Source organism: Bradyrhizobium sp. (genome assembly GCF_035935975.1).
Taxonomy (GTDB): Bacteria; Pseudomonadota; Alphaproteobacteria; order Rhizobiales; family Xanthobacteraceae; genus Bradyrhizobium.
Genome location: NZ_DASYWN010000038.1, coordinates 229,848 through 254,538, shown reverse-complemented (window position 1 = coordinate 254,538; position 24,691 = coordinate 229,848). Strand labels below are relative to the sequence as shown.

Genomic DNA, 24,691 nt, shown 5'->3' with positions numbered 1-24,691 from the left:
GGGGATCCTATTTCTTCGCCGCGTAGGCGCGGGTGCGCTCTTCCTGCTCACGCAGCTCGGGCGTGAAGGCTTCACCAAAATCCTCCGCCGAAAACACCTGACGGATCTCGATCTCGGCCCCGGGCTCGAACGGCGCGCGCTTCATCCAGGCAATCGCCTCGTCCAGCGAGGCGGTCTTGATCAGCCAGAAGCCGGAGATCAGGTCGGGGGAGATGTCGAACGGACCGCGGGTGACGCTCGCCTCCGGCGCGCCGTACTTGACGCGGGCGCCCTTCACCGTCGGATGCAGGCCCTCGCCCGCCTCGATCACGCCGGCCTTGGCCATCTCCTCGTTGAACTTGCCCATCGCCGCCAGCATCTCTGTGGACGGCATCTTGCCGGCCTCGGTGTCCGGGTTCGCCTTGACGATCACCATGAAACGCATCGACCTGCTCCCTGAATTCTCTGCGGCAGCGGGCCGATCCGGCCCATGCTCCCCTGTAAGACGAACGAGGTTGTAAGATACCGACAGGGGGTGCGAAAATTATTTCGGAGGTCATTGTTCCCTGGAATCGTGCCACGCATCAGCGCGGTTGCGGCACGAACCGGCCATCCTGGAACGCTGCGCCGAAGTAGACCTCGATACGGCGGACCTTGCCGGCCGCGAATGTGAAGAACTCGGTGTTGCGAAAGCTCCTGCCATCCCTTGCCAGGCAGTGATAGGTGACGAAAGCCTCATGACCGGCGACAAAGATGCGCTCGATCTCGTGACGCGCGATCCAGCCGGTGTCGCGCCAGCAGCGTTCGAAATAGTCGACCTTGTTGATGTTGTCGAAGACGCGAGCGCCTCAGGGCGACGGCTTGATCGCGTGAGCACTCCACCACATTGCCGCTCATCAAACCCTTCCTCGCGGGCACCAAAGCGCAGTAAAAGGAGCGCGTGCTCGAGCACGCCCCTTTTCTGATCCAGGACGAATCGCCCATGACCGCCTCCCCGCAGAAAGTCGCCCTTGTCACCGGAGCCGCACGCGGCATCGGGCTCGCGACAGCCAGGAAGTTTCTGGCCGAGGGCTGGCGCGTGGCGCTGCTCGATATCGAGGGCGAGTTGCTCGGCCGCGCGGTCGCCGAGATCGGCCAGCGCGAGGCGACGCTGGCGCTGACCTGCGATGTCTCTGATGCGACCGCGGTCGGCGCCGCGATGAACTCGGTCGCGCAGCGCTTCGGCCGGCTCGATGCGCTGGTCAACAATGCCGGCATCGCGGTGTTCGCGCCGCTGATGGAGACGTCGGACGCCGACTGGCGCCGCGTGCTCGAGGTCAACCTCACCGGCCCGTTCCTCTGCACCAAGGCGGCGGTGCCGCTGATGCGCGACAGCGATGGCGGCGCCATCGTCAACATCACCTCGATCTCGGCGGTGCGCGCCTCGACGCTGCGCTCGGCCTACGGCACCAGCAAAGCCGGCCTTGCGCATCTGACAAAACAGCTCGCGGTCGAACTCGCCTCGCTCAACATTCGCGTCAACGCGGTCGCGCCGGGGCCGGTCGACACCGCGATGGCCAAACAGGTGCACACCAAGGAAATCCGCGCCGACTATCACGACGCCATTCCGTTGAACCGCTACGGCCTCGAAGAGGAACTCGCCGAGGCCATCTATTTCCTGTGCTCGGGGAACGCGAGCTACATCACCGGCCAAATTTTGGCCGTCGATGGCGGCTTCGATGCAGCAGGCATCGGCCTGCCGACGCTGCGCGGCCAGCGGCGCAACGGGTAGAACCCTGTAGGGTGGGTTGGCACGGCGGCTGCGCGAAGCGCGGCCGCTGGGCGTAACCCACCTCTTCTCGGGCGCCGCGAATGATGGTGGGTTACGCCTTCGGCTAACCCACCCTACGAGATCTGCTTCGTGGAGTGCTTCATGCGACGCGTCACATTCGCCAAGGCTTTGCTGCTCGTCGCACCCCTGCTCGCCGCCGCACCTGCCGCGGCCGAAATCCGCATCATCCAGTCGCCCGGCGGACAGGTCGGGCCGTTCCTCGATCTGTTCGAGCAGGTACGCGAGAGCGGCGAGCGCGTGGTGATCGACGGTCCGTGCCTGTCGGCCTGCACGCTGGTGCTCAGCATCGTGCCGGGCGAGCGCATCTGCGTCACCAAGCGCGCCGTGCTCGGCTTCCATGCGGCGCGCTCGGTGGACCGGCGCGGACGCTTCTATGCCGAGCCGGAAGCCTCCGAAGCGGTGCTTGCGGCCTATCCCGGCCCGGTGCGCGACTGGATCAGCCGCCGCGGCGGCCTGTCGTCCCGATTGCTCCTGCTGAAAGGGCGCGACCTCGCCGCGATCTATCCGCGCTGCAGGTAGGGACCGCGCGGCCGCGCGTGATGTGACTGCGCGACATCCGCTTCTGTCCGGTGATTAGGCAATTTCGCAGGATTCCGACTTTCGGCGCGCTGAATCCGCTCAAGCGCTTCGCAATGCCTGCCCAATTTACGCGGTTTCCGGCTTTCCCCGACCGTCTATGATGGGGCTGTCCAGATTGAGGCCGCTCCCGGCTCAAGATGGCCGCGGGGCCGTCACAATCCCAGCAGTGGTCGCGGACTAGGAATGGTTGCGTTTTTTCAAGATTACTCATTTTCAAACGGGTCGCAGGCTGTGCAGCCTCTCGATTTTCACTACCGCCTGTCGGAGCAGGGACGGATCGTCCTTGGTCTGCTGAGCTCCGAAGAGACCGTCGAATTCGAGCTGCTGTCGCGGCGCGACCGCGAGGGCCTGATGGACCTGCCGTCCGAGCTGCGGTTGCTCGAGCTCTATGTGAAATATGCCGGCTCGGGCGCTGGGGCCCCGCTCGCGCCTCGCGAGCCCGCCTGGGAGGCGAGCCAGCCGCCGAGACCGCGACGGCCGCCCGTGCGCACGGCGCGGCCGCGCAACTACATCCTGTCGATGGTCGTGATCGCGAGCGTCAGCTTCACGCTCATCGCATTGCTCATCGGCTAGCAGGCGAGCGCAGCGGCACGATTGCGCCAGTCACGCGCTTCGCCAAGCCTGATTTCGCCAAGGCTGGTTTCGCCAAGCCTAATAGAGCCTCTGGATCGTCTGCGCCAATTCAAGGCTCGCGCAGATAAGCATACCCCATAGTGCGAAATTAATTTGCAGCGCCGCCGCCATCGGTCGCTCCCTTCCAAGTTACGCCCACCCACTTTGTAGAATTTATGAAGAAATTATTAGCGATTCTGTCGCAGAGTGCACAGCCTATTATTGCGCCAGTTGTTGTGCGATGCGATCCGCATCATTTCACGAAGCGGCCGCACTGATCTCGCAAAGTGATGCGAATCGAGTCGCTGCATATTCGGCCATGCCGGCCGCATCATTTCTCTTAGGTTCCATTTGATCGGGGCAATGCAGAGCTTCCTGCGCGGAGTCTTGCGTGTCGCCGTCCGCAAAGAAGGTCCGGCATGGTACGACACGGCTTGGTCTTGCTCACTTTTTGCGCAGCGCTCACGAGCTGCACAGTCGCGCCGGCGCAGGAGCGTCGGCCGATCGCATGGGACGGCCTCGGGCGCGATCCGAACCGGCCTCCTGTCACAAAGCGGCGCGCAGCGAATCCCGCGCCCGCGCAGGACAACCCCAATCAGGAGCGGGAAAGAGTGCTCGGCACCCTGCGCCCGTATTCAGATGCGTGGTGGGCAGTCCAGGACGAGATCGAAGCGGAGAATGACAGGCAGCTCGGCTCCAAGCTCATGATCTGCCCGCGCTGCGTTCAATCGTCCCCACAAGGCGAGGACGTGACCGGATCGATCCGCTGAGCGAGCACCCGGCTCGCCGGTGCGCGCCCCTCCCCATGGCAATAAAGAGTGGGGCGGCCCGTTGGTGAATCAGGCGGTCCGCGCCTGTCACATTCCTTCGGCCGGGCAGTTCACCATCCAGGGAATGCCGAACTTGTCGACGCACATGCCGAAGCCCTTGGCCCAGAACGTCTTGCTGAAGGGCATGGTGACGGAGCCGCCGTCGGCCAGCGCGTCGAACTTGCGCTCGCCGTCGGCGGGATCGGTGACGGTGAACGAGATCGAGAAGCCCTGCGGCTTGCTGAAATGCTCGGGCGGCACGTCGGAGGCCATCAGCACGCTGCCGTCGGGCAGCGACATCCGCGCATGCATGATCATCTTCTCGCGGCCGGGCGCGGCGGGCATGTCCGGCGGCGCGTCCGATGACCGCATCATGGCGTCGATCTTGCCGCCCAGAACCTTGGCGTAGAAGTTGAACGCCGCTTCGCAGGTGTCCTGATAGAACAAATAGGCATTGAGCATCGTTTCTCTCCTCTTCTTCGCTTCCTTGAGGGCGTTACTTCTCGGTGAGCTTCTTCAGGCTGGCGAGGCCGGCCTCGAAGTCCTTGCCGATCATGGTGTCCATGTTGACGAACACCTGCATGACCTTGGACATGAACGGAGCCGGACCGTACATCGCCCATGTGACCAGCGTGGCATCGCCTTGCGGCGCAAAGGTGAACTCGGCGGTGTTGTGACCCTCGAACGGCCGCTCGAAATCGAGCTTGATGCGGAGCTTTGACGGCGTGCTCGCCTCGAGGATCTCCATGTTGCCGGCACCGACATTATTATTGCCGTCCCAGGCATAGGTCGCGCCCTTCCCGGCCGTGGCGCCGCCATAGGTGCGCTTCATGGCGGGATCGCGGTTCTCATAGGGCGACCAGCCGGTCCAGAAACGGAAATCGGAGACGAGCGGATAGATCGCAGCCGCCGGCGCCTTCACCGCGAGCGAGCGCTCGACCCGGAAGCTGTCGGGCTTCGTCAGGGCAAAGACGAGGATGCCGGCAATGCCGACGGCGAGCACGATGGCGATGATGGCAATGGCTTTCAGCATGAATGGCTCCCCTGGATACGGGACTAGGACGAACGGGGAACGGCGCGGCCGACAAAGCGGAGATGAGATTTTTTTGATCGTCATTCCGGGATGGTCCGAAGGACCAGACCTCAGGTGCGCAATTGCGCACCGGGGAATCTCGAGATTCCGGGTTCGCCCTCCGGGCGCCCCGGAATGACGGCTGCGCCGTCACTTGGCCTTCGCGCCCTGCCGGGCCCCGCCATTGGCCCCCTTCGGCTGGCTGTCCCGGATCAGGCGATCGAGGTGCATGCGGATGTGGGCGGCTTCGGCCGAGGTGTTGGCGAGCGCGATGGCGCGGTCGAAGGCGATACGGGCCTCGTCATTGCGGCCGAGCTGCATCAGGAAGGCGCCGCGCACGCCGTAGAAGTTGAAATAATTGGCAAGCTTCGGCGCCAGCGGCTCGATCAGGTCGAGCGCGGCCTGCGGCCCGCGCACCTTGGAGACGGCGACCGCACGGTTGAGCGTCACCACCGGCGAGGGCTGCACCACCTCGAGCGCGCCATAGAGCAAATCGATCTGGGTCCAGTCGGTCTCTTCCGGCGTCGACGCGCGGGCATGCAGCGCCGCGATCGCGGCCTGGATCTGGTAGGGGCCGCTGCGGCGGTGGCGCATCGCCTTGTCGATCAAAGCGAGGCCCTCCGCGATCATGGTGCCGTTCCACAGCGTGCGGTCCTGATCGTCCAGCAGAATCAGCGAGCCGTCCGCGGCGAAGCGCGCGGCGCTACGCGCGTGCTGCAGCAGGATCAGCGCCGTCAGTCCCATGATCTCCGGCTCGCTCTGGAACAGCCGCAGCAGCAGCCGCGCCAGCCGGATCGCCTCCTCGCAGAGCGGCTTCCTGATCTCGGCGGTGTCGCCGCTCGCCGAATAGCCCTCGTTGAAGATCAGGTAGATCATCGCGGCGACGCCGGCGAGCCGTTCCGAGCGCTCGATCGCGCCGGGCGCCTCGAACGGCGTGCCCGCCTCCGCGACCTTGGCCTTCGCGCGCGTGATGCGCTGCTCCATCGCGGCTTCCGACACCAGGAAGGCGCGCGCGATCTGCTTCACGGTCAGGCCGGAGACGATGCGCAGTGCCAGCGCGAGCTGCTGCGTCGCCGGCAGTTGCGGATGGCAGCAGATGAACATCAGCCGCAAAATGTCGTCGCGATAATGCGAGCCGTCGAGCCGCTCGGCGAGCGCACCTTCGGCGTCGTCGAGATCGGAGATCGCCTGGTCGTCCTCGGGCAGCGGCTGCTGCCTGCGGGCGCGGCGCACCTCGTCGATGGCAACGTTGCGGCCGACCATGATCAACCAGGCCGCGGGATCGCGCGGCGGCCCGTTCTGCGGCCAGGTCTTCAGCGCGCGCAGGCAGGCATTCTGAAAGGCTTCCTCGGCGGTATCTAGATCGCGGAAATAGCGCAGCAGCGCGCCCACCGCCTGAGGTCGCGCCGAGGTCAGCGCGGTCTCGATCCAGGCGGTGTCGGTGTCGCTCACGCCGAAATTCCTCCGGGCCGGAACACGCCGACGGGCCGCACCTCATAGGCGCCGCCGGGATTGGCCGAGCCGAGGTCGCGTGCGACGTCGAGCGCCTCGTCGAGGTTCTTGCAGTCGACGATGTAGAAGCCGAGCAGCTGCTCCTTGGTCTCGGCATAGGGACCATCAAGCACCAGCGGCGGGTCTTCCTTGCGCAGCGTCGCCGCCGCTGTGGTCGGCAGCAGCCGCGCCACCGGGCCGAGCCGTCCCTGCTGTGTCAGCTTGTCCTGCACCACGGCGAGCTTCTTCATCACGGCTTCGTCCTGGTCCTTGCTCCAGGAGCCGACGAAGTCCTCGTCGTGATAGCAAAGGATCGCATAAAGCATGGGCAGCCTCTTCCCTGAACGCTTGTTTTGAAGACGATCCACTATGCCCCGCCCCGACAGGGCTGCGGAAAAAATTTGCGAGAAAAATCCGGCAGATCGTGTCAAGGAGGGCCACCAAACGCGGAACTGTAAGAGGACTTCGAATGACCAAAGGCACACTGGCCGTCCTGATCAACAGCACGCAGCAGAACTGGCTGCCGGAGCGCTGGAAGGCCCGGTTCGACGCGGTCTGCGGCGGCCGCCGCGTGGTGCTGCTGCCGGATGCAGGGCTCGATCCGGCCGAGGTGCATTATGCGGCGGTGTGGAAGCCGGTGCCGGGCGATCTCGGCTCCTTCCCCAATCTGCGGGCGATCTTCAATCTCGGTGCCGGCGTCGACGCGCTGATGGCGGACAAGAGCCTGCCCAACGTGCCGCTGGTCCGCGTCGCGGTGCCTGACCTGACCAACCGCATGACCGAATATGTCGTGCTGCACGTGCTGATGCACCACCGCCAGGAGCTCTACTTGCGCGACTCGCAGCGCGCCAAGCGCTGGGCGCCGCTGTATCAGTGGCCGGCGAGCGCGGTCACCGTCGGCGTGATGGGCCTCGGCACGCTGGGCGCTGATGCTGCCGACGTGCTGCGGCGGCTCGGCTTCCGTGTCGCCGGCTGGAGCCGCAGCCCGCGCACCATCGAGGGCGTCGAGTGCTTTAGCGGCACAGCCGGAATGGATGCGTTCCTGCGCAAGACCGATATCCTGGTCTCGCTGCTGCCGCTGACGCCTGATACCCACGGCATCCTCAACCGTGACGTCTTCGCAAAGCTCAATCGCACCAGCCCTCTCGGCGCGCCGGTGCTGATCAATGCCGGCCGTGGCGGCCTGCAGAACGAAGCGGATATCCTGGCCTGTCTCGACGACGGCACGCTGGGCGCCGCCTCGCTCGACGTGTTCGTGCAGGAGCCGCAGCCGGCCGACAGCCGGTTCTGGACCCACCCGAAGGTGGTGCTGACGCCGCACAACGCCGCCGACACCGACGCGGACGCGATCTCGGCCTATGTCGCCGCGCAGATCGCAAGGTTCGAGGCGGGCGGTGCGCTGGAGAACGTGGTGGATCGGACGCGGGGGTACTGAGACGCCTCGGCGTCCCGCCCCCACAACCACCCCGCGCCCCGGCTCGTTCACCCTCTCTTAGCGAGAAGTTGATAGGCGTTGTTAACCAACGCTGAAACAACGAGTCGGACATGCGGACGAGCCTCGGCCTCAGGATGCGGATCACGGTTGCGCTGGCGGTGACGGCGGCGGCGACCGCGCTGATTGCCGTGCTGGGCGCGATGTGGATCATCGCAGGGATCATCGACCGCGCCGACCAGCGCGAGCTGCGCAGCCATTATGATGCGCTGCTGTCGCGGATCGCCGAAGAATCCCGCCGCGCCGCCGCCATGAGCACAGTGGTGGCGGCGATGCCGGCGACGCAGGATGCGATGACGAAGCAAGACCGCAACGCGCTGGTCGGCCTGTTCGGGCCGGTGTTTGCCGCGACCAAGTCCGAATACGGCGTCGAGCAGTTCCAGTTCCATGTCGCGCCGGCGACGTCGTTCCTGCGCGTGCACCAGCCAGCGAAATTCGGCGATGACCTCTCCGGCTTCCGCAAGACGGTTCTGGTGGCCAACCAGGATCGCAAGGTCGTGGTCGGCCTCGAAGGCGGCGTCGCCGGGCTCGGCATCCGCGGCGTGGTGCCGATCGCGCAAGGGACCAATCATCTCGGCTCGGTCGAATTCGGCCTGACGTTCGGCCAGTCCTTCCTCGACGACTTCAAGACCAACCGCCATGTCGACGTCGCTTTCCATCTCGCCGACGGCGCGAACTTCAAGCTGTTCGGCGGCACGCTGAAGGGCAAGAGCTTCTTCGATGCGGCCGATTACGGCCGCGCCACCGGCGGCGAGTTCACGGTGCGGCAGGCCAAGCTCGACAACACACCGGTCGCCGCGCTGCTCGGGCCGATCAAGGATTTTTCCGGAAAGCCGCTCGGCGCCGTCGAGCTGGTGATGGACAATGCCGATTACGAGGCCTCCGCCGATCGTGCCTGGTGGCTTTCGATCGCGATCGCTGCACTCGGCCTCGTGCTCGCCGCCATCGTCGGCTACCTGATCGCCCGCAGCATCTCGCGGCCGATCCTGTCGATCACGAACGTGATGCGCGAGCTCGCGGACGGACGGCTCGACGTCGACGTTCCCGAAAGCCGAGCCAATGACGAAGTGGGTGCGATGGTGAAGGCGGTCGCGGTGTTCCGCGACAATGCGGTGAATTTCAACAAGCTGCAGGCCGATCAGCTCGAAGCCAAGGCGCAGTCCGAGGCGGAGAAGCGCCGCGCCTTCGCCGCGCTGGCCGACAATTTCGAAGCGTCGATCCGCGACGTCGTCACCACGGTATCCTCGGCCGCAGTCGAGATGGAGCACACCGCGCGCTCGATGTCTGATATCGTCGAGCAGTCGCGGCAGCAGACCCGCACCGTGTCGTCGGCTTCGGCGCTGGCCTCGGAGAACGTTCAGACGGTCGCGGCCGCCGCGGAGGAATTGTCCTCGTCGATGACCGAGATCAGCCGCCGCCTTGCACATGCGACCGAAGTGGTCGGCAGGGCCGCGAACGACGGCCGGGCGTCGAACGCGCGGGTGCAGAGCCTGGCCGACGCCGCGCAAAAGATCGGCGACGTCGTCTCCTTCATCAATGGCATCGCAGGGCAGACCAATCTTCTGGCGCTGAACGCGACGATCGAGGCGGCACGCGCGGGCGAAGCCGGCCGCGGCTTTGCCGTGGTCGCCTCGGAAGTGAAGCAGCTGGCGACCCAGACCGCAAAGGCGACAGAGGAAATCGGCGCGCAGGTGACGGCCGTGCAGGGCGAGACCAGCGGCGCGGTGGACGGCATCCAGTCGATCTGCGCGACGATCCAGCAGGTTGACGAGATCTCGGCTGCGATTGCCGCCGCCGTCGGCCAGCAGGGCACGGCGACGCAGGAGATTGCGCAGAACGTTCAGCAGGCCGCCGCCCGCACCGGCGAGGTCTCGCAGAACATCGCAGGTGTCACCGACGGCATCGCGGCGACGGGCACGGCCGCAGAGGAAGTGCTGGGCTCGGCGATCGAACTGTCGAAGCAGTCGCAGCGGCTGCGGGACGAGGTGGATCGGTTCCTGGCGCATATTCGCGCGGCGTAACGCTACCCTTTAACGCCCACCATCACGTCGATCGCGCCCTTCACGATCGCTTCCAGATCCTTGCGCGACACGCGCGCGCGGGAGCGGATGGCGATCGAATGCACCGTTGACGATGCGAGCTGGGCCAGCACCACCGGGTCGGCACTCTCCGGCAACTCGCCCTTCTCCTTCGCCCGCCGGAAGCAATTGGCAAAAGCCTTGTCGAGCTCGCTGAGGCCGTCGAGCACCATCGCGCGGATATCGGGATCGCTCACCGCCTCGGAGGCCGCCGTCACCACTGTGAAGCAGCCGCGCGGGCCAGTCTCGCCCGAGAGATAGATGTTCAGCGCGGCGGCGAAGATGCGCTCGAGCCGCTGGCGCACCGGCATCTCCTCGCGAAAGATCTCGACCATCGAGGCGCGCGCCTCCTCGCGGTAGCGCTGGTAGCTCTTGATGTAGAGCTCGCGCTTGTCGCCGAAGGCGCCGTAGAGGCTCGGCCGGTTCATGCCGGTCGCCTCGCTCAGATCGTCGAGCGACGTCGATGCAAAACCCTGGCGGCGGAACAGGTCGAGCGCCTTGCCGAGCGCGACGTCGGGCTCGTAGGCGCGCGGCCGTCCCCGGCGCTTTGGTTCGCCGCGGCGCTCGGGTTCAGTGGCAGCAGTTGGCGGCTTCGATTTTTGTACCATTTCGCAATTTAATCCTTGACCGTCGATATATTATGCAAGATGGTACAAAAATCAATCTGGCCAGGTTGAGCGACACTCCAAGAGTCACGTCTCCAAGAGACACGTGAAGAGTCACCAGAGGAATTGCCCAAGGAGGCCCAAGATGGATCTTTATTTCTCGCCGCTCGCCTGCTCGATGGCGACCCGCGTTGCGCTGTACGAAGCCGGCGCCGAGGCGAATTATCTCGAAGTCGATCCGCCGACCAAGAAGGTGCTGAACGACGGCACCGACTTCCGCACCGTGAACCCGATCGGCCTCGTGCCGACGCTGCGCACCGACGACGGCGTGGTGCTGACCGAGAACGCGGCGATCCTGCAATATGTCGCCGACCGCTTCCCGCAATCGGGCCTCGGCGCGGCGCAGGGCATCGACCGCACCCGGCTGCATCAATGGCTCTGCTTCATCGGCACCGAGCTGCACAAGGGCCTGTTCATTCCCGTGCTCGACCGCAAGGCGCCGCAGGAGACGAAAGCCTATGCGCTGGAGAAGAACCTGTCGCGGCTCGACTATCTCGACAACTACCTTGATGGCCGCGACTTCCTGCTCGACCATTTCAGCGTGGCCGATGCCTATCTCGTCACGGTCATCAACTGGACCATGGCAACGCCGCCGATCGAGCTCGCCAAATGGCCGAACGTGAAGGCCTATTACGAGCGCCTGCGCCAGCGGCCGTCGGTGGCGAAAGCGATCGCGGAGGAGTTCGAGCTGTACAAGGCCGAGCAGGCGCGGAAGAAGGCCGCGGCCTGACACCGAAGCAGGATCTTCGTAGAGCGACGTCGTCCCGGCACCAAACCGGAACGGCGTCGTTCTTTCGGTAATTCAGCTATCTCGGCGCCTGCAATACGACCCCATAGCGACCGTATATCCGATCGATCGTGCCGTCACCGCGCAGCCGATCCAGCGCCGCGTCGATCGCCTCGCGCAACGCATCGTCCGGGCGAACCATGCCGACGGCGACATTCCAGTTGAGATCGGCGACGCCCTCGTCGCGATCCAGAATCCGGAGTGCCTTGTCAGGATGCGTCAGATTGAAATAGCTCGCCGCGGTAGGCGTGACCGCGGCCGCATCGATCTCGTGGTTTGATACGGCGTCGAGGCTGTCGGTCTCGAAGCCGAATGTCGATGTGGGCACACGCCGTTGACCGATGATCATGGCAGCGATGGAGCCGACTTGGACCCCCACCTTGGTATGCTCGCCGAGGCTCTTGAAAGATGTGAGCGCGCTGGATGAAGGCACCGCGAGCGCGACGCCCGTGCGATAGTACGGCTTCGAGATCCTCAAGCGGGTTTCGCCTTGCGCTTCGCGGTCGGCGATGACATCCAGGAGAACGTCACAATTGGCGGCGCGCATCTGGTACTGCGTGATGATCCAGTCGAGCCGCAGCGAGACACCGAGCTCTCGTGCCAGCTGCCGTCCGAGCTCGACCTGAAAGCCGGGCGGATCGCCGGCCTTGCTCGCAAAAGGAAGCGAGTTGGGGTGCGCGCATAGTCCGAGCACGCCACTCGCGCGGATCGCGTCCAGGGTTCGCGCATGCACCGGTTCCGACAGCCCTATGGCGGCACCGACGATGGCCAGGACAATTGACTTCATTCCGCGTCCTCATCTGGATGAATCGGGTCCCGGCGGGTCAATCCGCGCGCGGCTTCAAGGCGCGGATATATTTGACGATCTGGTCGATCTGCGCGTCATTGAAGCTCTCGCCGAACGCCGGCATCGCACCTTGCTTGCCGCTCTTGATGCGGTTGTGCAGAAAGTCGTCGTCTCGTTGCGAATTCATCAATTGTGGCCCCCTGCCGGCAGACCGGCCGCCATCGGAGTGGCAAAAGCCGCAGGTCCCCGCGAACAACTGCTCGACGTCCAATGACCCGTTGTCCGGCACGGGCGCGGCAGATTGTGCGCGAGCGACCACAACGCATAGCAACGACGCACCCAGCATCGCCGGATACGATTTCAAACGCAGTTTCAACACGTCAGCTCCATTCCTGAATGACGCGCGGCCGCTGCGATCGACTGAGAAGCGGGCTCGCGCCCGCTCCTCTGCAGATCGTCCAAGGGAAGACTATTTCAAGCTGAAGACGATGAGCGCGCCGTCGTCCCGCGGCATGCTCTTGTAGACGCCACCGAAGTTCGGTGCATATTCGTCTGCCAGCATACCGCCGAAGCCGGCCGCCACGGCGATGTATTGCTTGCCCCCGACGGAGTAGCTGACGATACCGCCCTGGTGGCCGGTGCCGTTGTTGTGCTTCCACAACTCCGCCCCGGTTTCGGCATCGTAGGCGTGAAGGACGCCGCGGGAGTCGGGCACGAACACGAGATTACCCCCGGTCGACAAAACGCTCCCAAGCGGCGGCTCGGGAAAGCGAACCTCCCATTTCTTCGCGCCTGTGATCGGATCCCGCGCGTCGAGATGTCCGTAGATCTCGCCGCTCGGAGGAGGCGCCATCTTGAAGTCGGCGCCGATGTTGAGCTGGACCTGGGGCGCGGTGACCGGCGTCGTCTTCTGAATATCCAGCGTCATGCACCATTCCTGACCGATCTTGTAGTAAAGATTGGTCTTCGGGTTGTACGAGCCGGCATTCCAGCTGATGCCGCCGCCGATGAACGGACACAGCGGCTGTTCAGTGACTTTCCCGACGGGGAAATCGCGACGGCCGATCAGCGCGCCTGTCTTGGGATCGATATCCTTGACGAAGTTGATGTTCTCAACCAGCCGCCAGACGTTCTTCACGCCAAGGTTACGGTCATAGACGAAGACGAAGCCGCCCTTGTTCGGATGAACCACGTATTTCTGGCCGTCGCGCTCGAGCATCACGAACTCACCGACGGCGCTGTCGAAGTCCCAGGCATCGTGCGGCAGTTCCTGATGGTAGGATTTCAGCTTTCCGGTATCGATATCGAGAGCGATAACGGAACTCGTATAGAGGTTGTCGCCGGGGCGCGCACCTTGCGTCTTGTAGTCAGCGCCCGACCAATCATAGAGCGGGGCCGGGTTTGCGGTGCCCCACAGGATGGAGTTGGTCTCTGAGTCGTAGGTGCCTGGCATCCAGCCGCCGCCACCGCCAGTGCGCCAGGAATCGTTACCCCAGGTCTTCATGGCTTCGTCGGTACCCGCCACCGTCAGGAACTCCCACTTCTTCTTGCCGGTGGTGGCATCGACGGCGAAGATCGGGCCGCGACCCGGCCATTCCCCGCCCTGCGAGCCTATGATCACGCTCCCCTTCGCGTAAAGCGGCGCCCCGGTGAAGCCGACCGTGAGCTTCTGCGAGTCGATCAGCCTGGTTTCCCAGAGAACCTTTCCCGACTTCGCATCGAGCCCGAAGAGACGACCATCCATCGTACCGACGAAGACCTTGCCCTCGCCAAGGGCTACGCCGCGGTTATAGGGCGAGTGTGTCTGTCGGCTGATAAGCGCCTCATCGAGTTCCGGAAAGAACGACCAGATGACCTCGCCCGTCGCGCCGTTCAACGCAAAGACCCGGCTGTAGGAACCCGAATAGTAGAGCACGCCATCGGCCACGAGCGGCATTGACTGCAGGCCGCGCGTCGATCGTCCGGGAATATGCATCCAGGCTACGCCCAGATTGCCGATGTTGTTCGTATTGATCTGCGCAAGCGGGCTGTAGTGATGGGACTTGTATGAACCGTGATAGGTGAGCCAATCGTTCTGACCGGCGGCCTCGATCCGGGCTGTATCCACCGATTGAGCCAACGCCGCCGACGCCGCAAGTGTCACGCCGACAAGGACAGGTAAACCCGAGCTAAGCCACTGCTTCCTCATATGCACTTCCTCCCGCTTCTGTGTGATTGCGTCTTATGAGCACCGCCGCGAGGGATGTTTGCAGTTCAGTACGCGTCGATTGTTCTCCGTCGGAGATGAGCTGCCAACAGATCTCCCTCCCTTTCGGCGCATGTCGCCAAAGGAGTTACGTTTACTGGAGTGGTTGCTATTGCACTTCTGCTCGCCCTCACAGAGTACGCCGGATCACGGGGAGTGCAAAGACGGAATGGGCACTCGGCGTGAACTTGACGCACGGGGACGACTTGAAACGGCAGTGGCGCTGACCGTTTCGTCCCGATCGACAAATCTTCGCGCTGAAGCGGGTTATTCGCACCAGCACGCGGCGTAAGCTCCGCAAATGGCCGTCCCGGCTGTGCAGCCGGGCGGCGCTACCCGTATAGCACCCGCGGCAGGATCGTGACGATGCCGGGCCAGAGCGTCAGCAGCAGCACGAAGCCGACCATGATGATCAGATACGGCATCGTGACGCGCGCGATGTAACCGAGGCCGTCCTCGGTCAGGCCCTGGATCACGAACAAATTGAAGCCGACCGGCGGGGTGATCTGCGCCATCTCGACGGCGAGCACGAGGAAGATGCCAAACCAGATCTCGTCGAAGCCCGCCCCCTTCACGATCGGCAGCACGATCGGCAGCGTCATCACGATCATCGAGAAGCCGTCGAGGAAGCAGCCGAGGATCAGATAGAAGATGATCAGCACCACGATCAGCATGAAGGGCGACAAGCCGAGCCCTTTCACGAAGGCCGCGACCGCCTGAGGGATACCGAGGAAGGCCGCGGCATTGCCGAGGATCGACGCGCCGAGCACGATCAGCGCGATCATCGAGCAGGTCACGACCGAGCCGATCAGCACGTCGCGCATCACCTGCTGCGACATCGAGCCTTGCGCCCAGGCGACCAGCCCGGCGCCAAGCACGCCGACCGCGGCGGCCTCCGACGGTGTCGCGAGCCCGCCATACATCGAGCCGAGCACGCAGGCGATCAGGAACAGCGCCGGCGCGAGATCCTTCAGCGCAGCGAAGCGCTCGCCCCACGGCACCTGCGAGAGCTTGGCCTCCGTCTCCGGCACCATCGCGGGCTTGAGCGTCGTGTGCAGCATCACCCAGCCCATGAAGGTGGCGGCGAGCAGCAGGCCGGGCAGCACGCCGGCGGTAAAGAGCTTGAGAATGGAAACGTCGCCGAGCACGCCATAGATGATCATGATGTTGGACGGCGGGATCAGGAAACCGAGCGTGCCCGCGCCGGCGAGCGAGCCGATCGCGATGTCGCGGGAATAGCCGCGGCGCGTCAGCTCGTTCAGCGACATGCGGCCGATCACCTGCGTGGTCGCCGCCGACGAGCCCGAGATCGCCGCGAAGATGGTGCAGCCGATCACGTTCACGTGCAGCAGGCGGCCGGGCAGAAGGCCGGCCCAGGGCGCAAGTCCCTGGAACAACGAGCGGGACAGGCGGGTGCGGAACAACAGTTCGCCCATCAGGATGAACAGCGGCAGCGCCAGCAGCTCCTGCGTGGTCAGGATGTTCCAGGCGTATTGCGGCAGCAGCTTGTCGAGCGGGATCGAGCGGAACATCGCGAGCAGCAGCGTCGCGGTGAGCGCAAGTGTGAGACCGATCCAGACGCCGCAGGCCAGCAGCGCAAACAGGATCGCGAAAAGGGCAACGACTTCGATGGTCATGCGATCTTGAATCCGGGAGCGAGCAAGAGGGTCATTCGACGGGCGAGGCCTTCATGCGATGATCCTCCAGCGGCAGGCCGAGCACGGCCTGGATCGCGCGCGCCAGGAATTGGAGCGTGAGCAGCAGCATGCCGAAGGTGACGACGGCTTCCGGAAACCACAGCGGCGTATCGCTCGAGGTCGAGACCTGGCCGCGCACATAGGCGCCGAAGGCGAACTTGGCCATTGCCGAGGTCAGGAACGCCATGAAGGCGAAGCCGGCTGCAGCCGAGAGCACCTCCAGCGCGCGTTGCAACGGCCCAGGCACATTCTTCAGGAGCAGCACGACACGGATGTGGCCGCCGACGCGCAGCGTCATGGCGGCGCCGAAAGTGAAGGACGCCGCCATCAAGTAAGACGAATATTCCCAGGCGATCGAGATCGTCGGCGGGAAGAAAGAGAGAAAGTTCGAGAGGAAGCGGGTTGCGACCTCGCACAGCATCAGCAGCGTCAGCGTCAGCAGGCAGCCGCCGCCGATCCAGCCGTCGAGCCGGCCGAGACGGTCGATGCCGTCGAGCAGGATGCGCAGCGGCGCGGGCGCCGCTGCATTGAGGCTCCGCGGAGCTTCGGGCGAAACGCTCACCACGGCGCCGCCCTCAGCCGCGCTTCATTTCGGCGAGATAGGCCCGCACCGGCTTGTCGGCCGCTGGCACGCGCTTGAGGAAGGCATCGAGCTGCGGCGCTGTCTTGGCGCGGATCTCCGTCATCATGGCGTCCGAGACCGGCACCACCTCCATGCCACCTTCCTTGAGGCGGTTGAGGCTGTCGACGTCGGCCTTGAGCGAGTTGGCCCAGAAGCCCGGCTCCAACTTCGCCGCGATGCCTTCGACGAGCTTCTGCTGATCGCTGCTCAGCGCCTTCCAGGAATCGAGGTTGACGGTGAGCATCTGCGACGACCAGACGTGATTGGTCGGATAGATGTATTTCAGGAACTCCCAGAACTTGCCGTCGACGCCCGACACCGCCGAGGTGGAGACGCCGGACACCGCGCCGGAGGCCAGTGCCGGAATGGTCTCGCCCCAGGGGATCATCACCGGCGCCATGCCGACCACGGCCAGCATGTCGACGGCGTTCTTGTCGGGGACGCGGATCTTGATGTTCTTCAGACCCTCGACGTCGGCGACCTTGGTCTTGAGATGCAGGTACTGCGTCGGCCACGGCACGATGTAGAGGATCTTCTGGTTGTTGCGCGCGGCGACCTTCTCGTATTCGGGCCGGACATATTTGTGCAGCACCTTCAACTCGTCCATCGAGCCGCAGAGGAACGGGATGCTCTCCACGCCCATGAAGGGCTCGTCGCCGACCTGCTGGATGTTGAGCACGTCGGCGAGCGGCACCAAGCCGTCACGCACGGCGCGCAGATGCTCGGGCCCCTTGAAACCGAGCTGGCCGCCGGCCTTCACGGTGATCGCGACGGCGCCGTTGCTCTGCTTCTTCACTTCGTCGGCGAACGCCATCGCGTTCTGGGTGTGGAAATTGCCGTCGGGCCAGACCGTCGACATGTCCCAGCTCACGGTCGCGGCCCGCGCGCGGGTCGAGATGTGGCCGGCGGCGAGCAGCGTCGCTGCGCCCGCGGTGAAATTCCGTCGCGTGATCATCAAACCCCTCCGTTTACCAAGCGCGCTGATGTTTCAGCTCGCGTACCCATAAACCTCAATCGCGTTCTCTGAAGACACGAGGCCGCTTTCGATGTCGTCCTTGACGGCCGCACGATCGCGCTCGGCGGGGGCACCGATACCGGCACCTCCGGGTGTGAGCACCACCAGACGGTCATCCGGCGGCACCTGCTGAAAGCCTTTGCCGCGCAGCTTCTTGCCGGACTTCAGGCCGACATAGCCGGCCTCGCCGTTCTTTCCGCCGTCACGTCCGCGCGGCGGATGCTCGATGCGGTCGAACGCCGCCAGAATGTCGAACGGTGCATCGACGCCGCTGCCGACCTCGATGATCTGACCGAGACCGCCGCGGGTGCGTCCTGCACCGCCGGAATCCGGACGCAGCTCCTTGCGCCAGAAGATCAGAGGCGTTTGCGTCTCCGCGATCTCGACCGGCGTGCCGCGCACGCCGCTGGGATAAGCGGTCGCCGACAGGCCGTCCTTGCCGAAGCGCGCACCGGTGCCGCCGTTGGACGTCACAGCCATCGAGAACCCGTAATTGCCGCCGACGCCGGAGCGGGTCTGGCCGCGCACATTCAGATTCCACAGGCACGAGGTGCCTTCCGCCGGCACGCGCTCGGGAATGATCTGGCGCAGACAGCCGAACACCACGTCGGGCAGCATCTGGCCGATGATGTGGCGCGAAGCGACCGGCGCGGGCTTCGGCGCATTCAGGATCGCGCCTGTTGGCGCCGACACCGTCAGCGGCGAGAGCGAGCCGGCATTGTTCGGAATCTGCGAGGCGACGACGCAGCCGAGGCCGAACACGGTGTAGGCCGTAGTGTAGGACAAGGGCACGTTGATGCCGAATTTCGAGGCGGCGGACGTGCCGTCGAAATCGACGTGGATGCCTTCGTCGGAAATCGTCAGCGTTGCCGCCAGCGTCACCGGCGCATCATAGCCATCGACGACCATGGTGTTGCGCCAGCTTCCCTTTGGCAGCTTGGCGATCTCGGCGAGCACCGCCTCGCGCGAGCGGTCGCAGATGTAGTCGCCGAGCACGTCGAGCGTGTCGATGCCGAACTCGGTCATCATCTCGACCAGGCGCTCGCAGCCGACGTCGTTGCAGCCGGCCAGCGAATAGGTGTCGCCCTCGGTGTCGATCGGCAGCCGCGTGTTGGTGCGGATCATCGCCATCAGCGTCTCGTTGACGACGCCCTGGTCGATCAGCTTCAGCATGGGGATGTAGAGCCCCTCCATGAACACGTCGGTGGCGTCAGGTCCGAAGCCGATGCCGCCGATGTCCATGAGATGACTGGTGCAGGAGAACAACGCGACGACCTTGCCGTCCTTGAAGCAGGGCGTGGTGACGACGAAATCGTTGAGATGGCCGGTGCCCATCCAGGGATCGTTGGTGATGTAGGCGTCGCCCTCCTTCATCGTCTCCAGCGGGAAGTGGTTGATGAAGTGCTTGACCGATTCCGCCATCGAGTTGACGTGACCGGGCGTGCCGGTCACCGCCTGCGCCAGCATCCGACCCTTGAGGTCGAACACGCCGGCCGAGAGGTCGCCGCATTCGCGCACGATCGGGCTGAATGCGGTGCGGAGCAGCACCTGCGCCTGCTCCTCGACCACGGCGATCAGCCGGTGCCACATGATCTGAAGGTCGATCAGGCTCGCGCCATTTGCCTTGCTCATGATCAGGCCGCCTTCCGTTCCATGACGATGCTGCCGGCACCGTCGATATGGGCATCAAAACTGGTGGAGACGAAGGTGGATGTCTCGTCCTCCGCGATCACCGCCGGACCCGCGATCGTCGCGCCCGGCGCCATGTCCTCACGGCGATAGAGCGGGATCTCGATCACTTCCCCTGCCCGTCCGTCGAAGAACTTGCGGCTGCCGGAGGCCTTCGCTGCGGGCTTGCGCGTGACGGCCGCGACCGTGGCCGGATTGCGCGCGTCCGTAGTCGCGAGCACCGACCAGCTCAGCACCTCGATCGCGGCGCCCGGGATCGGCCGTTCGAACATCGCGGAATAGTCCGCCTCGAATTTGTGGCGCAGACTGGCGAGATCGGCCGTGGTCAGCGGCCGGTTCGGCAGCTCGACGGTGATCTCGTGGCCCTGGCCGACATAGCGCATGAAGGCCGCGCGGCGTTCGCGCACGGGTGCACCGGCAGCACCTGGCTCGACCAGCGCGCGTGCCTCGGTCACCATCTCCTGCAGGAGATCGGAGACCGAAGCGGTGTCGAAATCATCGAGCCGGACGTGACGGCTGCGCACCAGTTCATAGGCGATGGGAGCGGCGAGGAAGCCGACGGCAGAACCGACGCCGGCATTCGATGGTACGATCACGCGAGACACGCCGATCTTCTCGGCGACACGCGCGGCATGCAGCGGCGCCGCGCCACCGAAGGCGATCAGCGTGTGCTGGCCGACGATCTCGCCGCGCTCGACCGCATGCACGCGCGCTGCACTCGCCATGTTCTCGCAGACGACCTCGTGCACGGCATAGGCCGCGGTTTCCGCCGACAGTCCGAGCGGCACGCCGACGCTGCTCAGCAGAGCCTTCTTCGACAGTTCCGGATCGAGCTTGATCGTGCCGCCGGCAAAGGCGTCGGGATCGATCATGCCGAGCGCAACGTCAGCATCGGTGACGGCCGGGCGTTGGCCGCCGCGGCCGTAGCAGGCGGGTCCCGGCTCCGACGAGGCACTCTCTGGGCCGACGGTGACGCGCTTCATCGCGTCGACATGGGCGATCGAGCCGCCGCCGGCGCCGATCTCGACCATCTCGATCACGGGGATACGCACCGGCAGGCCGGAGCCCTTCAGGAAGCGCGCGGCGCGGTCGACCTCGAACACGCGCGAGGTCTCGGGCTGGTACTTCTCGATCAGACAGATCTTTGCGGTGGTGCCGCCCATGTCGAAGGAGAGCACCTTGCTCTCGCCGAGTCTTGCGGCGATCTGCGCCGCAAAGATCGCGCCGCCGGCGGGGCCGGATTCGACGAGACGCACCGGAAAGCGCCGCGCCGTCTCGATCGAGGTGACGCCGCCGCCAGAGGTGACGAGATAGATGGCGCCGCGGAACTGCTCGACCTGCAGGGCATCGGCCATGCGGGCGAGATAACCATCGATCAGCGGTTGCACATAGGCATTCGCAACCGCTGTGGACGTACGCTCATACTCGCGGATCTCGGGACACACGGCGGACGACACCGTCACGGAGACGCCCGGCAATTCCTCACCGATGATCGCGGCCGCGCGGCGCTCGTGCTCGGGATTGGCATAGGAGTGCAGGAACGCGATCGCGACGCTCTCGACCTTCAATTCACGCAATCTCGGCGCGAGTGCGCGCACCGCTGCTTCGTCCAGCGGGAGACGAACGGCGCCGTGCGCGTCGATACGCTCGGGCACGGTGAAGCGCAGGCTGCGCGGCGCCAGCGGCTTGGGCTTGTCGATGGTGAGATCATACTGGTCGTAGCGGCTCTCGGTGCCGATATCGAGCACGTCGCGAAAGCCGTCGGTCGCGATCAGCGCCGTCTTGGCGCCGCGCCGCTCGATGATCGCATTGGTCGCGAGCGTGGTGCCGTGAATGAAGACGTCGATGTCGCTGATATGGGCACGCGCATCGGTGAGAATGAGACGCATTCCATCCAGCACGGCCTGCTCGGGCCGCTGCGGCGTCGTCAGCACCTTGCGCGTTTTGCGATCCTGACCCACGTCCAGCACGATGTCGGTGAACGTGCCACCGATATCCACGGCAAGCCGCACCTCGGCTCCTTCAAGCATTCCAAAATTCTCCGGCTGATCGTCAGAACTCAGGGTGAAAATGCAGCAATTTCCGTGCCATCGAGCATGCCGAAATGCCGCGCCGGGCTATTCTGCTTGGCACCTATGCAATAGGCAAGACGTGTTCGTGTCGCGCCTGATCAGAGCAGGAATGCAAGTGCTGCTTCGCAGCGCTCCTCGACCTTCAGCGTGAGGAGATCGTCGGCGCGGGTACGGCCGAGATTGACGGCCGCGATCGGAATGTCGCGCTGCGCGGCCGCCTGCACGAAGCGGAATCCGGAATAGACCATCAGCGAGGAGCCGACGATCAGCATGGCATCGGCCTGCGCCAGATGATCCTGTGCGGTGGCAACCACATCGCGCGGCACGTTCTCGCCGAAGAACACGACGTCGGGCTTGAGGATGCCGCCGCAGGCCTCGCAGGCAGGCACCTCGAACGACGAGAAATCAGCGTGATCGAGATCGGCGTCGCCGTCAGGTGCGTCCGCGGCATCCAGCGTCAGCCACTCGGCATTGGCGCGGCCGAGCGCGTGCTGGAATTCATTCCGCGGCGTCTTCGCCCCGCAACCCATGCAGCGGACGAGATCGAGCCGGCCGTGCAGATCGATCACCTGACGATGGCCGGCGGATTGATGCAGCCGGTCGACATTCTGGGTCAGCAGCATCTCGCAGCGCCCGTTCGCCTCGAGCCGCGCGAGCGCGCGATGCGCATCGTTCGGCTTCGCCTGGCCGAACCGCCGCCAGCCGATCAGGCTGCGCGCCCAGTAGCGCTGGCGCGTCGGCTCTTCGGACATGAAGGCCTGGAAATTGACCGGCTGGGTCCGCTTCCAGTTGCCGTGGCTGTCGCGATAGTCGGGAATGCCGGAGTTGGTGCTGCAGCCGGCGCCGGTCAGCACGAACAGCTTTTCGTGCCGGCCGACGAATTCTTCGAGCGGGGAGGTTGCCACCGGAGGGTTTGCCATGGCGCAGATGTAGTCTCTGCCGGCCCGTTTTGCCAGATCAGGGCCGTTCCGGCGGCTCGAACCCCGCGATCAGCTTGACGAGCTCGCTCTGCCGCGCGGTGCCGGTCTTGCGGAAGACGTTGTGGAGATGCGTCTTGACGGTGGCCTGCTTCAGTCCGAGCGCCTCTGCCAGCGCCTTCACCCCGCTCACCTTCATGACGGCATCGAGCAGCCGGATCTCGCTTGCGGTGAGCTTGTAGACCTTCGCCAGCACCTCCAGCGGCGGCGGATTGGCCAGCGAGGTCCTGCGCACGAAGACCGCGGCAACCGCGGAATGCAGCGCGCCGGTGTGCTGACGATCGCCGGAGGTGAGCGGCAGCACGCTGGCAAACCATTGGCCCGGCTGCGCCGTCGAGAGCGAAATCGGCCCGCTGCCGTCAGCCGCCGTATTGCCGTTCTCGGCAGCCGCGAGCGCCTCGCGCAGCGCCCGCTGCGCTTCGGGCACGGTCGCCACCAGCACCCCGTTCCTGTCGATCAGCAGCGAGGCCTCATCCAGTATCGCGCGGCCGGGCGCATTGGTGAAGACGAGGCGTCCGTTCGGGCCGACCAGAAAGACGCCGGCGGACACATGGTCGAGCGTCTGGGCCAGCACCGCCTGCGCCGACTTGCCCTGATCGAACAACCGTCCGATCGACACCGCGCGCTGAAAATGCGGCACGATCAGCGCTAGCCGCCTGCGATCGTCGATATCGGCGAGACCGTCCTCCTCATGCATACGAACCGCGAGGATCGACGCGCTCGTTGCGGTCTTCTCCAGGTTCGCCGCAAGCGCGTCGATGATGCCCTGCGGCTTCATCCACTCCGCGTAGAAACGCGTCTCGACGATTTCCTCGAAGGGAATGAGGTCGGTGGATCCGCACACCTCACCGGCCTCGACGAACGCAGCCGCCGGAAAACACGGATTCAAGGGAAGATACTTCTCGAAATAGAGCTTTGTGTAGTGCGGATCTTCGTTGAAGAGATGCAGGACCGCGGATTGCTCGGTCGCCGTATCGTGCCAGAACAGGCTGCCTGATGAGCCGCCGACGAACCGACAAGCTTGCTCCAGGGCACGGGGCCACAAAGTGGGGTCGAGCGCGGCGTCATAAACGAGGCCGATCAGCTCTGAAAGCAAAACGGCTTCAGACATTACGGCCGGCTTTTACAAATATTGAACAATACTTTTGGCATTCGCGCCCTACAGCAACACATTACCGCAGTGTGCATGACGACTGTAAAACTTCAACCTTACGAATGACGCAAGGTGCTATGCGCGAAGCAGCGGCGTGAAACCGCAATCGGCGTAGGGAGTGATCGATCTGCTCCATCCTTGTGCAGATGCAATTTTCCCTTGTACGTGCTGTTCGCTGCGCGGCGCCTAGCTCGCCCAGTTCTCACGGAACTCGGGGAACAGCGTCAGGCCTCCGCAGGCGTAGATCGTCTGCCCGGTGATGTAGCTCGCATCGTCGGATGCGAGGAAGGCAAAGACGGCGGCGATCTCTTCCGGCGTGCCGACGCGGCCGAGCGGAATGTGGCTGGTGACGACGCCACGCTTGTCAGCATCGCCGGTCCAGGCCCCATTGATCGGCGTGTCGATCGCGCCGGGACCAACTGCATTCACACGGATGCCACGGCTGGCGAACTCCAGCGCCAGCGTCCGCGTCAGATTGGCGATGCCGCCCTTGCTGATCGAGTAAGCGAGATAGCCGGGCTTCGGGATGATCTGGTGCACGCTGGAGCAATTGATGATGCTGCCGCCTCCGCCGCGCGCGACGAAATGCGCGAGCGCCTTCTGCGCGCAGAGCACGGCACCATTGAGATTGACGTCGATGATGCGGCGGTAGGTTTCGATGTCGAGCGTCTCGCTCGCAGACTCCCGCTGAAAGCCCGCATTGTTGACGAGGCAGTCGAGGCGCTTCCAGCGCGCCAGGACCGTCGCGAACATCGCGCCGACCTCCTGCTCATTACTGACGTCGGCCTTGACGATGACGTGGTCGAGCTTGCCGTGGCCGCGATCGCCCGAAGCCGTGCGTGCCAGCACGAGCGTCTCCTCGGCGTTCTCGGGATGATCGACATAATTGATGGCGACGGTCGCGCCTTCCTGGGCGAGCCTGACGGCAACGGCGCGGCCGATGCCCTGCGAGGCCCCGGTCACCAGCGCATATCGGCCGACGAGGCGAGAGGGAAAGGCGGTCGAGAGATCGGTCTGTGGCATGGAGCTTTCTCCGGGA

Annotated in this window: 24 protein-coding genes and 1 pseudogene; 7 read left to right on the top strand and 18 right to left on the bottom strand. The window is 64.8% G+C overall.

Translation table 11 applies throughout. From position 1 onward, the window contains the following. Positions 1-7 precede the first annotated feature (7 nt). Positions 8-424 carry a YciI family protein gene (locus tag VGR99_RS21720; protein ID WP_326901210.1) on the bottom strand — a complete coding sequence of 139 codons (417 nt, stop codon included), beginning with the start codon at positions 422-424 and terminating at the stop codon, positions 8-10. 139 nt (positions 425-563) lie between these two features. Next, positions 564-800, bottom strand: a pseudogene (locus tag VGR99_RS21715) (DUF4440 domain-containing protein); the annotation flags it as partial. A 161-nt stretch (positions 801-961) separates the two neighbouring features. Between VGR99_RS21715 and VGR99_RS21710 the strand changes: the two are divergent. The 4 genes from VGR99_RS21710 (at position 962) to VGR99_RS21695 (ending at position 3,771) form a co-directional block, all read left to right on the top strand. Then, a complete protein-coding gene (locus VGR99_RS21710; RefSeq protein ID WP_326901208.1) occupies positions 962-1,750 on the top strand; it encodes an SDR family oxidoreductase in 789 nt (262 codons plus the stop codon). 141 nt (positions 1,751-1,891) lie between these two features. Then, positions 1,892-2,329 carry a hypothetical protein gene (locus VGR99_RS21705; protein ID WP_326901206.1) on the top strand — a complete coding sequence of 146 codons (438 nt, stop codon included), beginning with the start codon at positions 1,892-1,894 and terminating at the stop codon, positions 2,327-2,329. A gap of 291 nt (positions 2,330-2,620) precedes the next feature. Continuing rightward, complete coding sequence (locus VGR99_RS21700) at positions 2,621-2,962, top strand: hypothetical protein (protein WP_326901205.1); 342 nt, start codon at positions 2,621-2,623, stop codon at positions 2,960-2,962. Between the two features lie 458 nt (positions 2,963-3,420). Beyond that, positions 3,421-3,771 carry a hypothetical protein gene (locus tag VGR99_RS21695; RefSeq protein WP_326901203.1) on the top strand — a complete coding sequence of 117 codons (351 nt, stop codon included), beginning with the start codon at positions 3,421-3,423 and terminating at the stop codon, positions 3,769-3,771. An 87-nt stretch (positions 3,772-3,858) separates the two neighbouring features. On the opposite strand, the gene VGR99_RS21690 is transcribed toward VGR99_RS21695, so the two are convergent. The 4 genes from VGR99_RS21690 to VGR99_RS21675 all read right to left on the bottom strand — a co-directional run bounded on the left by VGR99_RS21690 (position 3,859) and on the right by VGR99_RS21675 (position 6,699). Continuing rightward, a complete protein-coding gene (locus VGR99_RS21690; RefSeq protein ID WP_326901202.1) occupies positions 3,859-4,272 on the bottom strand; it encodes a VOC family protein in 414 nt (137 codons plus the stop codon). A gap of 34 nt (positions 4,273-4,306) precedes the next feature. Further along, entirely contained in the window at positions 4,307-4,843 is a 537-nt protein-coding gene (locus tag VGR99_RS21685) for an SRPBCC family protein (RefSeq protein ID WP_326901201.1), read from the bottom strand. 189 nt (positions 4,844-5,032) lie between these two features. Continuing rightward, entirely contained in the window at positions 5,033-6,334 is a 1,302-nt protein-coding gene (locus VGR99_RS21680; protein WP_326901199.1) for an RNA polymerase sigma factor, read from the bottom strand. Further along, positions 6,331-6,699: a YciI family protein gene (locus VGR99_RS21675; protein WP_234680602.1), complete on the bottom strand. Its 369-nt coding sequence runs from the start codon at positions 6,697-6,699 to the stop codon at positions 6,331-6,333. Before VGR99_RS21675 ends, VGR99_RS21680 begins: the two co-directional genes overlap by 4 nt. Positions 6,700-6,842: 143 nt before the next feature. On the opposite strand from VGR99_RS21675, the gene VGR99_RS21670 reads away from it, so the two are divergent. Further along, positions 6,843-7,808, top strand: coding sequence for a glyoxylate/hydroxypyruvate reductase A (locus VGR99_RS21670; protein WP_326901197.1), 966 nt, complete (start codon positions 6,843-6,845; stop codon positions 7,806-7,808). Between the two features lie 110 nt (positions 7,809-7,918). Then, the gene (locus VGR99_RS21665; protein WP_326901196.1) at positions 7,919-9,886 is read left to right on the top strand and encodes a methyl-accepting chemotaxis protein; all 1,968 of its coding nucleotides are present in this window, start codon (positions 7,919-7,921) and stop codon (positions 9,884-9,886) included. Positions 9,887-9,888: 2 nt separating this feature from the next. Here VGR99_RS21665 and VGR99_RS21660 read toward each other — a convergent pair whose 3' ends face one another. Further along, positions 9,889-10,551, bottom strand: coding sequence for a TetR/AcrR family transcriptional regulator (locus VGR99_RS21660; RefSeq protein ID WP_326901195.1), 663 nt, complete (start codon positions 10,549-10,551; stop codon positions 9,889-9,891). Positions 10,552-10,693: 142 nt separating this feature from the next. On the opposite strand from VGR99_RS21660, the gene VGR99_RS21655 reads away from it, so the two are divergent. Then, positions 10,694-11,338: a glutathione binding-like protein gene (locus tag VGR99_RS21655; protein WP_326901193.1), complete on the top strand. Its 645-nt coding sequence runs from the start codon at positions 10,694-10,696 to the stop codon at positions 11,336-11,338. Positions 11,339-11,414: 76 nt separating this feature from the next. Here the strand turns inward: VGR99_RS21655 and VGR99_RS21650 are convergent, their stop codons facing one another. The 11 genes from VGR99_RS21650 to VGR99_RS21600 all read right to left on the bottom strand — a co-directional run bounded on the left by VGR99_RS21650 (position 11,415) and on the right by VGR99_RS21600 (position 24,675). Then, the gene (locus VGR99_RS21650; protein WP_326901192.1) at positions 11,415-12,182 is read right to left on the bottom strand and encodes a substrate-binding periplasmic protein; all 768 of its coding nucleotides are present in this window, start codon (positions 12,180-12,182) and stop codon (positions 11,415-11,417) included. 37 nt (positions 12,183-12,219) lie between these two features. Further along, entirely contained in the window at positions 12,220-12,561 is a 342-nt protein-coding gene (locus VGR99_RS21645) for a cytochrome c (RefSeq protein WP_326901191.1), read from the bottom strand. 90 nt (positions 12,562-12,651) lie between these two features. Then, positions 12,652-14,370, bottom strand: coding sequence for a pyrroloquinoline quinone-dependent dehydrogenase (locus VGR99_RS21640; RefSeq protein WP_326901190.1), 1,719 nt, complete (start codon positions 14,368-14,370; stop codon positions 12,652-12,654). Positions 14,371-14,759: 389 nt separating this feature from the next. Then, positions 14,760-16,064: a TRAP transporter large permease subunit gene (locus VGR99_RS21635; RefSeq protein WP_326901189.1), complete on the bottom strand. Its 1,305-nt coding sequence runs from the start codon at positions 16,062-16,064 to the stop codon at positions 14,760-14,762. A gap of 31 nt (positions 16,065-16,095) precedes the next feature. After that, positions 16,096-16,689 (bottom strand): TRAP transporter small permease, encoded by a 594-nt coding sequence (locus tag VGR99_RS21630; protein ID WP_326901188.1) that lies wholly within the window; start codon positions 16,687-16,689, stop codon positions 16,096-16,098. Between the two features lie 10 nt (positions 16,690-16,699). Continuing rightward, complete coding sequence (locus VGR99_RS21625; RefSeq protein ID WP_326901187.1) at positions 16,700-17,701, bottom strand: TRAP transporter substrate-binding protein; 1,002 nt, start codon at positions 17,699-17,701, stop codon at positions 16,700-16,702. A 33-nt stretch (positions 17,702-17,734) separates the two neighbouring features. Next, positions 17,735-19,393, bottom strand: coding sequence for a hydantoinase B/oxoprolinase family protein (locus VGR99_RS21620; protein WP_326901186.1), 1,659 nt, complete (start codon positions 19,391-19,393; stop codon positions 17,735-17,737). Positions 19,394-19,395: 2 nt separating this feature from the next. Further along, positions 19,396-21,480 carry a hydantoinase/oxoprolinase family protein gene (locus tag VGR99_RS21615; protein ID WP_326901185.1) on the bottom strand — a complete coding sequence of 695 codons (2,085 nt, stop codon included), beginning with the start codon at positions 21,478-21,480 and terminating at the stop codon, positions 19,396-19,398. A 140-nt stretch (positions 21,481-21,620) separates the two neighbouring features. Continuing rightward, entirely contained in the window at positions 21,621-22,442 is an 822-nt protein-coding gene (locus VGR99_RS21610) for an NAD-dependent protein deacetylase (protein ID WP_326901184.1), read from the bottom strand. Between the two features lie 37 nt (positions 22,443-22,479). After that, complete coding sequence (locus VGR99_RS21605; protein ID WP_326901182.1) at positions 22,480-23,610, bottom strand: helix-turn-helix transcriptional regulator; 1,131 nt, start codon at positions 23,608-23,610, stop codon at positions 22,480-22,482. A 228-nt stretch (positions 23,611-23,838) separates the two neighbouring features. Further along, positions 23,839-24,675 (bottom strand): SDR family oxidoreductase, encoded by an 837-nt coding sequence (locus VGR99_RS21600; RefSeq protein ID WP_326901180.1) that lies wholly within the window; start codon positions 24,673-24,675, stop codon positions 23,839-23,841. Between the last annotated feature and the right edge of the window lie 16 nt (positions 24,676-24,691).

What these genes read in the sequence shown, in the direction of transcription:
- VGR99_RS21720 (WP_326901210.1), bottom strand. Translation starts at nt 424, where the DNA reads ATGCGTTTCATGGTGATCGTCAAGGCGAACCCGGACACCGAGGCCGGC.
- VGR99_RS21710 (WP_326901208.1), top strand. Translation starts at nt 962, where the DNA reads ATGACCGCCTCCCCGCAGAAAGTCGCCCTTGTCACCGGAGCCGCACGC.
- VGR99_RS21705 (WP_326901206.1), top strand. Translation starts at nt 1,892, where the DNA reads ATGCGACGCGTCACATTCGCCAAGGCTTTGCTGCTCGTCGCACCCCTG.
- VGR99_RS21695 (WP_326901203.1), top strand. Translation starts at nt 3,421, where the DNA reads ATGGTACGACACGGCTTGGTCTTGCTCACTTTTTGCGCAGCGCTCACG.
- VGR99_RS21690 (WP_326901202.1), bottom strand. Translation starts at nt 4,272, where the DNA reads ATGCTCAATGCCTATTTGTTCTATCAGGACACCTGCGAAGCGGCGTTC.
- VGR99_RS21685 (WP_326901201.1), bottom strand. Translation starts at nt 4,843, where the DNA reads ATGCTGAAAGCCATTGCCATCATCGCCATCGTGCTCGCCGTCGGCATT.
- VGR99_RS21675 (WP_234680602.1), bottom strand. Translation starts at nt 6,699, where the DNA reads ATGCTTTATGCGATCCTTTGCTATCACGACGAGGACTTCGTCGGCTCC.
- VGR99_RS21670 (WP_326901197.1), top strand. Translation starts at nt 6,843, where the DNA reads ATGACCAAAGGCACACTGGCCGTCCTGATCAACAGCACGCAGCAGAAC.
- VGR99_RS21665 (WP_326901196.1), top strand. Translation starts at nt 7,919, where the DNA reads ATGCGGACGAGCCTCGGCCTCAGGATGCGGATCACGGTTGCGCTGGCG.
- VGR99_RS21660 (WP_326901195.1), bottom strand. Translation starts at nt 10,551, where the DNA reads ATGGTACAAAAATCGAAGCCGCCAACTGCTGCCACTGAACCCGAGCGC.
- VGR99_RS21655 (WP_326901193.1), top strand. Translation starts at nt 10,694, where the DNA reads ATGGATCTTTATTTCTCGCCGCTCGCCTGCTCGATGGCGACCCGCGTT.
- VGR99_RS21650 (WP_326901192.1), bottom strand. Translation starts at nt 12,182, where the DNA reads ATGAAGTCAATTGTCCTGGCCATCGTCGGTGCCGCCATAGGGCTGTCG.
- VGR99_RS21640 (WP_326901190.1), bottom strand. Translation starts at nt 14,370, where the DNA reads ATGAGGAAGCAGTGGCTTAGCTCGGGTTTACCTGTCCTTGTCGGCGTG.
- VGR99_RS21635 (WP_326901189.1), bottom strand. Translation starts at nt 16,064, where the DNA reads ATGACCATCGAAGTCGTTGCCCTTTTCGCGATCCTGTTTGCGCTGCTG.
- VGR99_RS21625 (WP_326901187.1), bottom strand. Translation starts at nt 17,701, where the DNA reads ATGATCACGCGACGGAATTTCACCGCGGGCGCAGCGACGCTGCTCGCC.
- VGR99_RS21620 (WP_326901186.1), bottom strand. Translation starts at nt 19,393, where the DNA reads ATGAGCAAGGCAAATGGCGCGAGCCTGATCGACCTTCAGATCATGTGG.
- VGR99_RS21615 (WP_326901185.1), bottom strand. Translation starts at nt 21,480, where the DNA reads ATGCTTGAAGGAGCCGAGGTGCGGCTTGCCGTGGATATCGGTGGCACG.
- VGR99_RS21610 (WP_326901184.1), bottom strand. Translation starts at nt 22,442, where the DNA reads ATGGCAAACCCTCCGGTGGCAACCTCCCCGCTCGAAGAATTCGTCGGC.
- VGR99_RS21605 (WP_326901182.1), bottom strand. Translation starts at nt 23,610, where the DNA reads ATGTCTGAAGCCGTTTTGCTTTCAGAGCTGATCGGCCTCGTTTATGAC.
- VGR99_RS21600 (WP_326901180.1), bottom strand. Translation starts at nt 24,675, where the DNA reads ATGCCACAGACCGATCTCTCGACCGCCTTTCCCTCTCGCCTCGTCGGC.